This window comes from Janthinobacterium aestuarii (genome assembly GCF_051380835.1).
Classification (GTDB): Bacteria; Pseudomonadota; Gammaproteobacteria; order Burkholderiales; family Burkholderiaceae_D; genus Janthinobacterium; species Janthinobacterium aestuarii.
Genome location: NZ_JBNYXU010000001.1, coordinates 417,641 through 431,354 on the forward strand (window position 1 = coordinate 417,641; position 13,714 = coordinate 431,354).

Sequence of the window (13,714 nt, forward strand, 5' to 3'; positions counted from 1 at the left end):
ATGGACGAGAACCATCCTTGGCAAGCGCTGCGCGCGCATACGGCCGCCCGCATCGCGTTGGGACGGCGCGGCGTGAGCGTGCCGACCAAGGCGCAGCTGGCGTTCCAGCTGGCCCACGCGCAGGCGCGCGACGCAGTGCACCTGGCGCTTGATGGCGAGGGCCTGGCGCGCGCTCTCGCCGCGCAGGGGCAAGATTGCGTGCAGCTGCACAGCGCGGCCGCTACGCGCGCCGACTATCTGCAACGGCCCGACCTGGGGCGCCGGCTCGACGACGCTTCACGGGCGCGGCTGGCCGCCGCTGCCAAGGGAGTCGACCTGGCGCTGGTGACGGCCGATGGCCTGTCAGCGCTGGCAGTGCAGCGTCACGCGGCACCGTTCCTGGCCGCCCTGCGTGAACGGCTGGCGCTGGAGGCGTGGACGCTGTCGCCCGTACACATCGTGGCGCAGGGACGGCTGGCCGTTGGCGACGAGGTGGGGCAACTGCTGCAAGCGAAGGCCGTGCTGGTGCTGATCGGCGAGCGGCCGGGTTTGAGCTCCCCGGACAGCCTGGGCCTGTACCTGACGTGGGCACCTGCAGTGGGCTTGCTGGACGAGCGCCGCAACTGCATTTCGAACGTGCGCCCCGAGGGGCTGGTGTATGCGCAGGCGGCGTACCGGCTGCATTATTTGCTGTCGCAGGCGTTTACAAGGCAGCTGTCGGGCGTGGAATTGAAGGATGAAACGGTGGAAGAGGGCGCGGCCCTGGCGGGCGCGCGCCACTTCCTGCTGAAGTGATCAGACTTCGCGGATCTCGTCCAGCGGCCAGCGCGGGCGCACGTTGAACGAGTAATCGTGCTTGGCGGCGTCGGGATTGATCTGCAGGCGCATGGCGCCGGCAAAGGCGATCATGGCGCCGTTGTCGGTACAGAATTCCAGCTCCGGGTAATACACTTTGAATCGCTTCTTGGCGGCGGCCGCGTTGAGCGAGGCGCGCAGTTGCGCGTTGGCGCCCACGCCGCCGGCGATCACCAGGCGCTTCAAGCCCGTGTGCTTGAGGGCCGATACGCATTTGGCCGTCAGCACGTCGACGATGGCGTCGACGAAGCCGCGCGCGATGTTCGCCTTGTCCTGCTCGCAGATATTCGCAATGACTTTTTCTTCATGGTTTTTCACCACCGTCAGCACCGCCGTCTTCAGGCCGGAGAAACTGAAATTGAAATCCTTCGAGTGCAGCATGGGGCGCGGCAGCTTGTAGGCCAGCGGGTCGCCGAATTCTGCCAGGCGCGAAATGGCGGGGCCGCCCGGATAACCGAGTCCCAGGAGCTTGGCCGACTTGTCGAACGCTTCGCCCGCCGCATCATCGAGCGTCTCGCCCAGCATGGTGTACTGGCCCACGCCATCGACGCGCATCAGCTGCGTATGGCCGCCCGACACCAGCAGGGCAATGAAGGGGAATTCCGGCGGTTCGGATGCCAGCAAGGGTGAGAGCAGATGGCCTTCCAGGTGGTGGATGCCCAGCACCGGCTTGTTGATGGCCAGGCCCAGGCTGCAGGCAACGGAGGAGCCGACCAGCAGCGCGCCGGCCAGGCCAGGCCCTTGCGTGTAGGCGATGGCGTCGATCTCGGGCAGGGTGATGCCGGCCCTGGTCAGGGTTTCTTCGAGCAGCGGGATGGCGCGGCGGATATGGTCGCGCGACGCCAGTTCCGGCACCACGCCGCCATATTGCTCGTGCATGGCGACTTGCGAATAGAGGGCGTGCGACAGCAGGCCGCGTTGCGTGTCGTACAAGGCCAGGCCGGTTTCGTCACAGGAGGATTCGACGCCAAGAACAATCATGAAGGTGCTAAATAGGGAGGAGTAATCCGCCATTGTAAAGGAAAGCCGGGCAGTCCACCGTGCGGCCGGCGCACCATTTCGGCGGCAGTGTGCACTTGCGCAGTGCGGCGCGGTGCCGTTTTTCCCTGGATTTTGGCCATTCCCCGCCTGCGCCGGCACTGGCACCGCTCTTGCTTATGCAAGCGTGTACCTTTCTCGAGGGAGCTAGCGATGTCGGAACAATGGAAAATGATTTGCCGCCTGAAGGATATGCCGCTGGCGGGCGCGCGCATGGTGCAGCGGGGCCTGGCGTGGCAGGATTTGCCCGGCGTGGCGCTGTTTCGCGCGGCTGACGATACGGTGTACGCGCTGCTCGACACGGTGCCCTGCCTGGGCGGCCCGCTCGCGCAGGGGGTGCTGATGGAGAAAAACCTGATGGGGCCGAAGAACAGCTGGATCATCGAGCTCGATTCGGGCCGCCTGGTGGCGCCCGTGCAGGGCATGGCGCGTATGTATGCCGTGCGCATCCTGGACGGGCGCATTTATCTGGACTTGAAGGAGCTCAATGTCCCGGCCAGCAAGGCCGAGCAGGCGCTGGCCGGCTCGTTTGCGCTGCTGCCGCATGTGCAGATGGCGTGATATGTTTCGTGGTGGTGTCGGCTCACGCGCTGTGCGCTAAGCCGACCTACGGCCGGCCGGGTAGGTCGGATTAGGCCCACAGGGCCGTAATCCGACAACATTGTTGGCCGTATATTTACGCCGGGCGATTGACGAGGTGCGCATGCGCATCGCGCAGCATGGTGGCCGTCGTGTCCCAGTCGATGCAGCCGTCGGTGACGGAGCAGCCGTAGGTCAGTTGCGACAGGTCTTGCGGGATCTTCTGGTTGCCTTTGACTATGTTCGATTCGATCATCACGCCCACCAGCGAGCGGTTGCCCTGGCGGATCTGGTTGACCACATCGGCCATCACCAGCGGTTGCAGGTCCGGCTTCTTGTAGCTGTTCGCATGCGAGCAGTCGACCACCAGGTTGGCAGGCAGCTTGGCCTTGGCCAACGCCTGTTCGGCGATGGCGATCGACACCGAATCGTAGTTCGGACGGCCGTCGCCGCCGCGCAGCACGACGTGGCCATACGCGTTGCCGCGCGTGCGCACGATGGCGACGTTGCCTTCGCCATTGATGCCCAGGAAGGAGTGCGGGTGCGCCGACGACAAAATCGCGTTCACCGCAATGCTGATGTCGCCATCGGTGCCGTTCTTGAAGCCGACTGGGGTCGACAGGCCCGACGACATTTCGCGGTGCGTCTGCGATTCCGTCGTGCGCGCGCCGATGGCGGTCCAGGCGATCAGGTCGCCCAGGTATTGCGGCGAGATCGGGTCCAGCGCTTCGGTGGCGGTGGGCAGGCCCAGTTCACACACGTCGAGCAGGAACTGGCGCGCCTTTTCCATGCCTTCATTGACCTTGAACGAATCGTCCATGTACGGGTCGTTGATATAGCCTTTCCAGCCCGTGGTGGTACGCGGTTTTTCGAAATACACGCGCATCACCAGCAGCATCGTGTCCTTGACTTCCTCTTGCAGCGCTTTCAGGCGGCGCGCGTAATCGAGGCCGGCGACGGGATCGTGGATCGAGCATGGGCCGACGACGACGAACAGGCGCTGGTCCTTGCGGTCGATGATGTTGCGCAGCGCTTCGCGGCCGCGGCTGACGGTGTCGAAGGCACTCTCCGACAGGGGCAGCTTGGCGTGCAGTTCGGCCGGTGTCGGCATGGGCGCGAAAGAGGTGACGTTGATATTTTCGATGTCTGGCGTATTCATGATTCTGGCTCGGCTTTCGCGATTGCGTTCTTTAAGAGGCAATAGTGTAGCGGAAATGCGGCCTGGCGGCCGGGATGGAGCCAAAACGGAATGGTTCAGTTGTTTTTATGGCAGGGCCGGCACGTGGCCGGCCTCCGTGCGCTCAATGGCCGCCGGCCAGGCTGGCGCCAACGCTGTAGCGGGCGATGCGCTGGTAGTTGCCGGCCAGCTCGGGCGGCCGGGGCAGGCCGGGATGGCGCTTCACATGCTCGAGGATGGCGCTTTCGTGCTGGCGTATCTGCGCGTCGAGGCAGGCGATCTGCTGGCGCAACAGGGCGTGCAGCGCATGCTGGCCAGCCTGCAGATGCACATTCAGGCGCGCCGATTCCTGCTGGCGCACGCCTTCGATGGCGTGCAGGCGGCGCAGCCATAGCCGCAGTTCCACGTAGGCGGGCGAGGGCGGCGTCCAGCGCGCGGGGCGCCTGTGCGCACAGTAGTTGGCCAGCACCACGGCGCTGTGCGCCGCGTCATCGGGCAAGCCCTGGCCGCGCAGATAGTCGTTCAGTTGCGCGGGCTGGGCATCGCAAACCACCATGCCCATGTCGGCCAGCATGCGGGTGGGTGCCTCGCTGTACGGCATATCGAGGCGCATGCAGACGCGCAAGCCGATGACGGGAACGTCGTTTCTTTGCAGCCAGCTACGCAGCCAGCGGTAGCCGGCCATGTCGTTTTCCAGCACCTTGCACAGTACTTCGTTACCCGAGAGCAGCACGGCTTTCAGCAGCAGCTTGCTCGTTTCGATGCCGACGAAGGCCGTTTCCCGTTTGATTGCCTGTTCCATGATGAGTCCTCCTGTGCAGTCTTATACGCAGCGGTGGCGCGTTTGGATGCAGCCGCGATGCACCTTCATCGAAAAATTGCTTGAAAGACTGTTGCATACTCGCCTATGGCATCTTCCAGCGCCTCTGCAAGGGGGAAAATCCGTGTAAGCTGGCGCCATGACGACTGTTTCCATACCCCATACCGATGTGGCCAGTGAGCCATTCCCCGCAGCACGTTTCATCAAGGAAATAGGACGCGGCAAGAACGGCGCGCGCAGCATGACGCGCGACGACGCCCGCGCCCTGTACCGCGCCATGCTCGAGGGCCGCGTGTCGGACCTGGAGCTGGGCGGCATTTTGTTATCGATGCGCATCAAGGGCGAGTCCGTGGACGAGATCGCCGGTTTCCTCGACGCTGCCGAAGCGTCATTTGCCCCGCTGGCCGCGCCGGCCGGCGAATTTGCCCCGATCATCATTCCCAGCTACAACGGCGCGCGCAAGATGGCCAACCTGACGGCCTTGCTGGCGCTGCTGCTGGCGCGCGCGGGCGCGCCCGTGCTCGTGCATGGCGTCACCAGCGACCCGGGCCGCATCACGACGGCCGAAGTGCTGGCCGCGCTGGGTGTGCCCGCTTCCACGGACCATGCGCAAGCCGAGGCCGCCATGGCGCGCGGGGAGGCCGCCTTCCTGCCCATCGAGGCCCTGGCGCCACGCTTATCCTGGATGCTGTCGCTGCGGCGCGTGTTGGGTGTGCGCAATTCCACGCACACCTTGGTGAAAATCATGCAGCCGTTTGCCGGTCCCGCTCTGCGTCTGGTGTCGTACACGCATCCGGAATATCTGGAAATGCTCGGTGAGTATTTCCTGACCGCCTCGGATCCCGCGCGCGGCGACGCTTTCCTCATGCGTGGCACGGAGGGCGAGACGGTGGCCAACGCCAACAAGGCGCAGCAGATCGACTGGTTCCATGGCGTGGAACGCACGGTGCTGGTGGAAAAGCAGTTGCTCGTGGAAGAGTTGCCGCATTTGCCAGCCGAGCGCGATGCGGCCACCACGGCGGCCTGGATCGCGGCCGTGCTGTGCGGCGAGGTGCCTGTGCCGCCGTCGATCGCCGAGCAGGTGGCGCAATGCTTGACGGCATCGCGACAGATTGCAGCACGGCCACGCTAGCCGCGTCGTCGCAGTTTACAATGGCGTCTTTGTAATCAGCGGTGACCGGAATTCTTATGGCAAAACAATTTGATGTGGCAGTGATCGGCGCGGGCGCGGCCGGCATGATGTGTGCGGCTGTGGCCGCCCAGCAGGGCAAGCGCGTGGTGTTGATCGATCACGCGGCCAAACTGGCTGAAAAGATCCGCATCTCCGGTGGTGGACGGTGCAATTTCACCAATATCAACGCCACCCCGCAAAATTTCCTCTCGGAAAATCCGCATTTCTGCAAGAGCGCGCTGTCGCGCTACACGCCGCAGGATTTCCTCGCGCTGGTGAAAAAATACCGGATCGGCTACCACGAGAAGCACAAGGGCCAGCTGTTTTGCAATGAATCGGCCGAGCAGATCATCGACATGCTCAAGGACGAGTGCGCCGCTGGCGGCGTGCACTGGCGCATGCCGTGCAAGATCGACAATGTTGTCCAGCAAGCGGATGGCGGCTTTGTGCTGCAGACCGATAGCGGCGACATCGAGACGGCCAGTATCGTCATCGCCACGGGCGGCCTGTCGATTCCGAAGATAGGCGCCACGGATTTTGCCTACCGCATCGCCAAGCAATTCGACTTGACGATGGTCGAGCCGCGTCCGGCTCTGGTGCCGCTGACGTTCGATGCTGCCAGCTGGGCGCCGTTCGCGGAATTGTCCGGCATCGCCCTGGAAGTCGATGTGGAAACGGGCAGCCTGAAAGGCCGCAAGGCAACGGGCGCGCGTTTCCGCGAAGATTTGCTGTTCACGCATCGCGGCCTGTCGGGCCCGGCGATTCTGCAGATTTCCAGCTACTGGCTGCCGGGCGAGCCCATCGTCATTAACCTGCTGCCGGAAGTGGACGTGGCGCAGACCTTGATCGAAGGCAAGGGCACCTTGAAGAAGCAACTGGGTAATATCGTCGCCCAATGGCTGCCGCAGCGCCTGGCCGACTGCCTGCTGGCCGTCAACGGCCTGGCGCCGGACGCGCGCATCGCCGACATGCCCGACGCGCAGCTGCGCAAGCTGGGGCAGGCCATCAATGCCTGGTCCATCGTGCCGAACGGTTCCGAAGGTTACCGCAAGGCCGAAGTGACGCGCGGCGGCATCGATACGCGCGAGTTGTCGCAGCAGACCATGATGGCCAATAAAGTGCCGGGCCTGTATTTCATCGGCGAATCGGTTGACGTGACGGGCTGGCTGGGCGGCTACAACTTCCAGTGGGCCTGGGCTTCGGGCGTCGCGGCAGGTATTGCCTTGCAGTAAGCAAGTCTGTAGGATGGGGTTCTGGCGCCCCGTGCGCCCACCCCGGTGCGTGGTTTACGCCACATTCCGGCAGTGACAGCAGGCTGCATGCCGCACGCAAGTGGGGGAGGGGCTTCCCTTTCCGAATAAAAGCTGCTACTATCTATCTCTTCCTATACACCACCTCAACGGTTTGAATTTTACATGACCACTATTCGCCTTAAAGAAAACGAGCCGTTCGAAGTCGCAATGCGTCGCTTCAAACGCACTATCGAAAAAACGGGTCTGCTGACCGAATTGCGCGCTCGCGAATTCTACGAAAAGCCAACAGCTGAGCGCAAGCGCAAGCTGGCAGCTGCTGTCAAGCGTCATTACAAACGCATCCGCAGCCAACAACTGCCGAAAAAATTATTCTAAGACTGTTCAGTCAGAACCAACCCGGGTAGTACGGCGCCTTGTTCGCCACGGGTTTTGTTTTGATTCGCCTGGAGTGATACTTCAGATGAGTCGCATACCCGCTCCGGTTCGCCGCAGCGGGTTTTCGCTTTTGTGGCCCGCTGATGGTAGCCGCGCACGAGCACCCACCTACTGACCAACGAGGATTGCCATGAGCTTGAAAGAACAAATTACCGAAGACATGAAAAACGCCATGCGCGCCAAGGAAGCGGGCAAGCTGGGCACCATTCGCCTGTTGCTGGCGGAAATCAAGCGCAAGGAAGTCGACGAGCGCATCGAACTGACGGATGCCCACGTGACGGCCATCGTGGAAAAGATGATCAAGCAGCGCAAGGATTCGATCACCCAGTTCGAAGCCGGCGGCCGCGCCGACCTGGCCGACATCGAAAAAGCCGAACTGGTGCACCTGACGGGCTACATGCCTGCCGGCCTGTCGGACGAAGAAGTGGCGGCCGAAGTGGCTGCCGCCGTGGCCGCCTCTGGCGCCGCCGGTCCGCAAGACATGGGCAAGGTCATGGCCATCGTCAAGCCGAAGCTGGCTGGCCGCGCCGACATGACGGTGGTGTCCGCCCTGGTCAAGAAAGCCTTGACGCCGGCAGCGTAAGCATAAATAGTGGCAAGGCTGCCAGCCGTCGTGCTGGCAGCCTGTTAACAGCCCACACGTTGACCTGGCTCAACCTCAGGCCACGTGCGGTAGTATAGTCTGACCTATAACAAGACCCGCCCTAGCCAGTGATACCTCAATCCTTTATTTCCGATTTGCTCAACCGCGTCGATATCGTCGATGTCGTGGGGCGCTATGTGCAACTGAAAAAAGGTGGCGCCAATTTCATGGGCTTGTGCCCGTTCCACAGTGAAAAGTCGCCCAGCTTTACCGTCAGCCCCACCAAGCAGTTCTATCATTGCTTCGGCTGTGGCGCGCATGGCACCTCGATCGGCTTCCTGATCGAGTATTCGGGCATGGGCTTTGTCGACGCCGTCAAGGACCTGGCGCAGAACGTGGGCATGGTCGTGCCGGAAGCGGACGACAAGATCCCGCCGGCCCAGCGCGCACAGATCCAGGCGCAAAGCCTGGCCCTGTCCGACGCCATGACGCAGGCGTGCGATTATTATCGGGGGCAATTGCGCCACGCGCCCGAAGCCATCGCCTACCTGAAGAACCGGGGCTTGACGGGCGAAGTGGCCGCTCGCTTCGGCATGGGGTTCGCGCCGGGCGGCTGGGACAATCTGCGCTCCGTCTTCCCCGAATACGACGTGGTAGCCCTGGCCGAGGCCGGCCTCGTGATCGACAAGGTCGATGAAGAAGGCAATAACCGCAAGCGCTACGACCGTTTCCGCGAACGCATCATGTTCCCGATCCGCAATACCAAAGGGCAAGTGATCGCCTTTGGCGGCCGCGTGCTCGACCATGGCGAACCGAAATACTTGAACTCGCCGGAAACCCCCTTGTTTTCCAAGGGATTCGAACTATATGGGTTGTTCGAGGCGCGTCAGGCCATCCGCGACGCCGGCTATGTGCTGGTGACGGAGGGTTATATGGACGTGGTGGCGCTGGCGCAAATGGGTTTCCCGCAAGCGGTAGCGACTCTGGGCACGGCGTGCACGCCGACCCACGTGCAAAAACTGCTGCGCCAGACCGATAACGTGATTTTCAGCTTCGATGGCGACAAGGCCGGCCGCCGCGCCGCCCGCCGCGCGCTGGAAGCGAGTCTGGCCCATGTGTCGGACAATAAAACCATCAAGTTCCTGTTCTTGCCTTCGGAACACGATCCGGACAGCTATATCCGCGAATTCGGCGCCGAAGGGTTTGAACAGCAAGTGCATGAAGCGATGCCGCTGTCTCAATTTCTGCTGAAAGAAGTGTCGGGCGAGCATGACCTGTCGGAGCCGGAAGGGCGCGCCCGCGTGCAGTTCGATGCCAAGCCGCTGCTGCAACTGATGGCGCCATCGTCCCTGCGCCTGCAGATCGTGCGCGGCCTGGCACAGCTGACGCAATCTACGCCGGCCGAGATCGAAGCCCTGTTCGAGCTGGCCAAGCCCGTTGCCGTGGCGCACCGGGCGCCGCCGAAATCGGGACGTCCCGTGCCTGTCGGCCTGGAATTGAAAATCATGCGCATGCTGGTGGCGCATCCGCCGCTGACGATGCGTATCGACGAGGCCGCCCTGGCCGCCTTCCAGCATCTGGGGCCGGACGCCGCGCACAGCCTGGGGCAGCTGGTGGCCGTGGGCCAGGCCTTGGGCGAGCACGGCAGTTTTGCCGCGCTGGCGCAGCAGTTGAAGGAGCTGGGCAACGAATACGACGAGATCATCGGCGAGATCGCGGCCGGCACGGAATCCGATTACGACAGCGAATTGTCGTGGCTGGTGAGCACCATCCGCGAGATCAAATTGAATGCCTTGAAGGCGGAATTGCAGCAATTGTTTGCCTCGGGTTTGCCATCGGAGAAAATTGGTGTACGCTACCGCGAAATCATGCAGGAGCAGGGGGCGCTGGAACGCGAGCGCGATGCCGAGTTGGTGAATCGCTAACCTTGCTCTGAGGGTATGGCGCGCACTGGAAAAACATTTTTCGCGTGCTATAATTAAATGCTAAGTATTGTGTGCTTTGGCAAGCTAGTTCTGTTTCGTAAATAGTATTTGTTTTCAGTAAGTTAGGCTCTTGATCGGCGCGGTGGATCGTGTCGGCGGCCAGGGCCAACAGGCGCTTTCGGCGTTGCGGGCAAGGCTCGCAGACGCTGGCAAGCCGCGCCAGGCTCTCGCTCCCAACGCGGTCGATGCAGGAATTTTTGCCGAGGCGGCTGGCAACAGCCGGTGGACAGGAATTGCTGCGCTTCCCGCGGATCGTGGCCGATGAGGTGTAAGTAACGTAACAGTGTCGAATTTGCGTAGTCGGCAGGTTCGAAGATGGTGGTTCCCGCAGGTAGACAGGGAACTGGCAGCAAACTTTATCCTAATCCACCGTAAAGCAAGTCGTTGTGTAATCGAAAGCGCCTGTGCCAATCAAGAAACCCGAATCCAAAGCGGCTGCAAAGCCCACTAAAGTTACCACGAAAGCCGAAAAGGCGCTCGACCGGCCAGAAGCGCGCGTCACCAGCGCGCCCGTGGTCAGCCAGACCACGGACGCCGCCACCCTGGCCGCGATCGATACGTCCGGTTATGTCTTGCCGTCGGTAAAAGTGCCAGGCCGCCGCGGCCGCAAGCCTAAAGAATTCCAGCCAGAAAATGATGAAGTCGCCGCCCTGAACGCCGTCGAGCGGGCCGAACTGAAGGCCGTCGACAAGGCCAAGGCCAAGGACCGCAAGGCGAAAGAGCGCGCACTGCTGAAGGACGCGTTCTCGTCCGACACGGAAGCGAGCGAGGAAGAACTCGAGCGCCGGCGCCAGAAACTCAAGACTCTGATCAAGTTCGGCAAGGAACGCGGTTTCCTGACCTACGCGGAAATCAACGATCACTTGCCTGAAAACATCGTCGATCCGGAAGCCATCGAAGGCATCATCGGTACCTTCAATGACATGGGCATCGCCGTCTACGAGCACGCGCCCGATGCGGAAACGTTGTTGTTGTCCGATAACGTTGCCGTCGTCACCAGCGACGACGAGGCGGAAGCGGCAGCCGAGGCGGCATTGTCGACCGTCGACTCCGACTTCGGCCGCACCACCGACCCCGTGCGCATGTATATGCGTGAGATGGGTTCGGTCGAGCTGCTGACGCGCGAAGGCGAGATCGAGATTGCCAAGCGCATCGAAGATGGCTTGAAAGACATGATCCAGGCCATTTCCGCCTGCCCCGTGACGATCGCCGAGATCATCGCCGCCGCCGACCGCATCGCCAACGAAGAGATCAAGATCGACGAAATCGTCGACGGCCTCGTCGATGAAAACGAACCGGTCGCCGCCGCTCCTGTCGTGGCCGCGCCCGTCGAAGAAGACGAGGAAGAAGGCGAAGCGGAAGAAGAGGAAGAAGAAGAGGAAGAAGAAGCGAGCGCTTCGGGCGCCGCCGGTTTCTCGGCGGAACAGCTGGAAACCCTGAAACGCACGGCGCTGGAAAAATTCGCCATCATTTCGCAGCAATTCGACAAGATGCGCCGCGCCTTCGAAAAAGAAGGCTACAACTCGAAACCGTACGCCAAGGCGCAGGAAGCCATTTCGCAAGAGTTGCTGGGCATCCGCTTCACGGCCAAGGTCGTGGAAAAGCTGTGCGACACCCTGCGTGGCCAGGTCGACGAAGTGCGCCATATCGAGAAGCAGATTCTCGACGTGGCCGTGAACCGCTGCGGCATGCCGCGCGCCCACTTCATCAAGGTTTTCCCCGGCAATGAAACCAACCTCGACTGGGTCGATGGCGAAGTCAACGCAGGACACGCGTACAGCGCCATCCTGGGCCGCAACATTCCGACAGTCAAGGAACTGCAGCAACGCCTGATCGACCTGCAGGCGAGGGTCGTCTTGCCGCTGCCGGACTTGCGCAACATCAACCGCCAGATGGCGGCCGGTGAAATGAAGGCGCGCAAGGCCAAGCGCGAAATGACGGAGGCCAACTTGCGCCTGGTCATTTCGATCGCCAAGAAATACACAAACCGCGGCCTGCAATTCCTCGACCTGATCCAGGAAGGCAATATCGGCCTGATGAAGGCCGTCGACAAGTTCGAGTACCGCCGCGGCTACAAGTTCTCCACGTATGCGACCTGGTGGATTCGCCAGGCCATCACGCGCTCGATTGCCGACCAGGCGCGCACGATCCGTATTCCCGTGCACATGATCGAGACGATCAACAAGATGAACCGTATCTCCCGCCAGATCCTGCAGGAAACGGGCGCGGAACCCGATCCGGCCACTCTGGCGATCAAAATGGAAATGCCCGAGGACAAGATCCGCAAGATCATGAAAATCGCCAAGGAGCCGATCTCGATGGAAACGCCGATCGGCGACGACGACGATTCCCACTTGGGCGACTTCATCGAGGACAACAACACCCTGGCGCCGGCCGATGCAGCCCTGCACGCCTCCATGCGCGGCGTGGTCAAGGACGTGCTCGATTCCCTGACGCCACGCGAAGCCAAAGTGCTGCGCATGCGTTTCGGCATCGAAATGTCCACCGACCACACCTTGGAAGAAGTAGGCAAGCAATTTGACGTGACGCGCGAGCGCATCCGCCAGATCGAAGCCAAGGCATTGCGCAAGCTGCGCCACCCATCGCGCTCCGACAAGCTGAAAAGCTTCTTGGAAGGCAACTAGAAGCCAATAGGGCTTGACGTACGCCCCTGATACCCCTATCCTCGCGTGTCCGTTTCCAAAACGGCCGCGCGAGGCGGGCATCAACAGCGTCGCCACGCCGCAGTCACCGGGCCTCTAGCTCATGCTTGGTTAGAGCAGCGGACTCATAATCCGTTGGTGCCGTGTTCGACTCACGGGAGGCCCACCAGAATTTAGCAACAATAGAACGAGCCCCGGCGGGTGACTGCCGGGGCTTTTTTCGTGCTGTCGTACAATCGCGGCATAGCGATTGATGAAGGATGAAACGAGATGACGGCTGAAGTGAAGATTGACAATATCGTGATCGGCGATGGCAAGACGGCTGCGCGCGGCGCGCTGATCACGGCCCACTACAGGGGTTCGCTGGAAGATGGCACGGAGTTTGACTCGTCGCACAAGCGGGGCGAGCCTTTTCGCTGTGTGTTGAGCAATAACAAGGTCATCCAGGGCTGGATTTTGGGATTGAGCGGCATGCAGGTCGGCGGCACGCGCAAGCTGAGGGTACCTGCGGCGCTGGCGTATGGCGAGCGGCAGGTGGGGTTGATTCCGCCGCATTCCAATTTGATCTTCGAGATTGAATTGCTGGAAGTGCTGACGCGCGATTGATGTCTGGATGGTGTCATCAGACCGATACGACGCCGGCTTTTTTCAGCAGCAGCTGCTCGACATCTGCTCGCAGCGCCTGTTGCGTGGGAAAGTTTGCATAGCGCAAGGTCACATAGCCGGCCAGCCTGAGCATGGCATCGCGCTCCTTGTCCTGGCGTTCTCGGCCTGCATGGCTGCGGTCATCGAGCTCGATCACGGCGATGACGTTCAGTTGCTGGCTGCACAGCACAAAATCGGCCACCTTGCGGTCGAAACGGTTTCTGTTTGCCCATCCTTTTGCCGTCACCAGCGCGGAAAACGCCACTTGCGCCAGTACCGTGCATTCCGGCAATGCCGTCTGCAGCAGCTTGTACATCTGTTGTTCGCGCGCCGTCATGACGGGTTTTCTTTGCAGCCTCAGCGGCTTGCGCGACTTGGCCGCCTGGCGCGTGGCCAGCATGGCAAAGAACAGGATCAATGCCGCGATGGCGATCAGGAGGATGAAGGGAGGCATGGGCTGGCACCAGGGTGGATGAGTCCTGATGGTACGCGAGTCGCGGCGCGTTTTCGTGCCGCTGCCAGCGTATTTCC

General features: G+C 61.9%; 13 protein-coding genes and 1 tRNA gene. 10 read left to right on the forward strand and 4 right to left on the reverse strand.

Annotated features, from left to right (window positions below; translation table 11 throughout):
- On the forward strand, nucleotides 1-774 hold the full coding sequence (gene eutC / locus ACQ4WO_RS01905; RefSeq protein WP_436480000.1) for an ethanolamine ammonia-lyase subunit EutC: 774 nt from the start codon (nucleotides 1-3) through the stop codon (nucleotides 772-774).
- Here eutC and tsaD read toward each other — a convergent pair whose 3' ends face one another.
- Complete coding sequence (gene tsaD / locus ACQ4WO_RS01910; RefSeq protein ID WP_436480001.1) at nucleotides 775-1,815, reverse strand: tRNA (adenosine(37)-N6)-threonylcarbamoyltransferase complex transferase subunit TsaD; 1,041 nt, start codon at nucleotides 1,813-1,815, stop codon at nucleotides 775-777.
- Between the two features lie 210 nt (nucleotides 1,816-2,025).
- Here tsaD and ACQ4WO_RS01915 point away from each other — a divergent pair, with 210 nt between their 5' ends.
- A complete protein-coding gene (locus ACQ4WO_RS01915) occupies nucleotides 2,026-2,433 on the forward strand; it encodes a nitrite reductase (NAD(P)H) small subunit (protein ID WP_139091172.1) in 408 nt (135 codons plus the stop codon).
- A gap of 115 nt (nucleotides 2,434-2,548) precedes the next feature.
- Here the strand turns inward: ACQ4WO_RS01915 and ACQ4WO_RS01920 are convergent, their stop codons facing one another.
- A complete protein-coding gene (locus ACQ4WO_RS01920; protein WP_436480002.1) occupies nucleotides 2,549-3,610 on the reverse strand; it encodes a 3-deoxy-7-phosphoheptulonate synthase in 1,062 nt (353 codons plus the stop codon).
- A gap of 142 nt (nucleotides 3,611-3,752) precedes the next feature.
- Nucleotides 3,753-4,430, reverse strand: a complete 678-nt coding sequence (locus ACQ4WO_RS01925) for a hypothetical protein (RefSeq protein WP_436480003.1) — start codon at nucleotides 4,428-4,430, stop codon at nucleotides 3,753-3,755.
- Between the two features lie 157 nt (nucleotides 4,431-4,587).
- Between ACQ4WO_RS01925 and ybiB the strand changes: the two genes are divergently transcribed.
- The 8 genes from ybiB (at nucleotide 4,588) to ACQ4WO_RS01965 (ending at nucleotide 13,144) form a co-directional block, all read left to right on the forward strand.
- Nucleotides 4,588-5,580: a DNA-binding protein YbiB gene (gene ybiB, locus ACQ4WO_RS01930; RefSeq protein WP_436480004.1), complete on the forward strand. Its 993-nt coding sequence runs from the start codon at nucleotides 4,588-4,590 to the stop codon at nucleotides 5,578-5,580.
- 56 nt (nucleotides 5,581-5,636) lie between these two features.
- Nucleotides 5,637-6,851 carry a BaiN/RdsA family NAD(P)/FAD-dependent oxidoreductase gene (locus ACQ4WO_RS01935; protein WP_046686141.1) on the forward strand — a complete coding sequence of 405 codons (1,215 nt, stop codon included), beginning with the start codon at nucleotides 5,637-5,639 and terminating at the stop codon, nucleotides 6,849-6,851.
- Between the two features lie 183 nt (nucleotides 6,852-7,034).
- On the forward strand, nucleotides 7,035-7,247 hold the full coding sequence (rpsU, locus tag ACQ4WO_RS01940) for a 30S ribosomal protein S21 (RefSeq protein WP_008451879.1): 213 nt from the start codon (nucleotides 7,035-7,037) through the stop codon (nucleotides 7,245-7,247).
- Nucleotides 7,248-7,437: 190 nt separating this feature from the next.
- Nucleotides 7,438-7,890: a GatB/YqeY domain-containing protein gene (locus ACQ4WO_RS01945; RefSeq protein ID WP_034746974.1), complete on the forward strand. Its 453-nt coding sequence runs from the start codon at nucleotides 7,438-7,440 to the stop codon at nucleotides 7,888-7,890.
- A 128-nt stretch (nucleotides 7,891-8,018) separates the two neighbouring features.
- The gene (gene dnaG / locus ACQ4WO_RS01950) at nucleotides 8,019-9,815 is read left to right on the forward strand and encodes a DNA primase (protein ID WP_436480005.1); all 1,797 of its coding nucleotides are present in this window, start codon (nucleotides 8,019-8,021) and stop codon (nucleotides 9,813-9,815) included.
- Between the two features lie 464 nt (nucleotides 9,816-10,279).
- A complete protein-coding gene (gene rpoD / locus ACQ4WO_RS01955) occupies nucleotides 10,280-12,520 on the forward strand; it encodes an RNA polymerase sigma factor RpoD (protein ID WP_034746980.1) in 2,241 nt (746 codons plus the stop codon).
- Between the two features lie 108 nt (nucleotides 12,521-12,628).
- Nucleotides 12,629-12,707 (forward strand) — tRNA-Ile (locus ACQ4WO_RS01960).
- A gap of 101 nt (nucleotides 12,708-12,808) precedes the next feature.
- A complete protein-coding gene (locus ACQ4WO_RS01965; RefSeq protein ID WP_436480006.1) occupies nucleotides 12,809-13,144 on the forward strand; it encodes an FKBP-type peptidyl-prolyl cis-trans isomerase in 336 nt (111 codons plus the stop codon).
- 16 nt (nucleotides 13,145-13,160) lie between these two features.
- On the opposite strand, the gene ACQ4WO_RS01970 is transcribed toward ACQ4WO_RS01965, so the two are convergent.
- Entirely contained in the window at nucleotides 13,161-13,637 is a 477-nt protein-coding gene (locus ACQ4WO_RS01970) for a DUF2726 domain-containing protein (RefSeq protein WP_436480007.1), read from the reverse strand.
- Nucleotides 13,638-13,714: the final 77 nt, after the last annotated feature.

Coding starts and splice junctions, on each gene's coding strand:
- eutC (WP_436480000.1), top strand. CDS start 1: ATGGACGAGAACCATCCTTGGCAAGCGCTGCGCGCGCATACGGCCGCC.
- tsaD (WP_436480001.1), bottom strand. CDS start 1,815: ATGATTGTTCTTGGCGTCGAATCCTCCTGTGACGAAACCGGCCTGGCC.
- ACQ4WO_RS01915 (WP_139091172.1), top strand. CDS start 2,026: ATGTCGGAACAATGGAAAATGATTTGCCGCCTGAAGGATATGCCGCTG.
- ACQ4WO_RS01920 (WP_436480002.1), bottom strand. CDS start 3,610: ATGAATACGCCAGACATCGAAAATATCAACGTCACCTCTTTCGCGCCC.
- ACQ4WO_RS01925 (WP_436480003.1), bottom strand. CDS start 4,430: ATGGAACAGGCAATCAAACGGGAAACGGCCTTCGTCGGCATCGAAACG.
- ybiB (WP_436480004.1), top strand. CDS start 4,588: ATGACGACTGTTTCCATACCCCATACCGATGTGGCCAGTGAGCCATTC.
- ACQ4WO_RS01935 (WP_046686141.1), top strand. CDS start 5,637: ATGGCAAAACAATTTGATGTGGCAGTGATCGGCGCGGGCGCGGCCGGC.
- rpsU (WP_008451879.1), top strand. CDS start 7,035: ATGACCACTATTCGCCTTAAAGAAAACGAGCCGTTCGAAGTCGCAATG.
- ACQ4WO_RS01945 (WP_034746974.1), top strand. CDS start 7,438: ATGAGCTTGAAAGAACAAATTACCGAAGACATGAAAAACGCCATGCGC.
- ACQ4WO_RS01965 (WP_436480006.1), top strand. CDS start 12,809: ATGACGGCTGAAGTGAAGATTGACAATATCGTGATCGGCGATGGCAAG.
- ACQ4WO_RS01970 (WP_436480007.1), bottom strand. CDS start 13,637: ATGCCTCCCTTCATCCTCCTGATCGCCATCGCGGCATTGATCCTGTTC.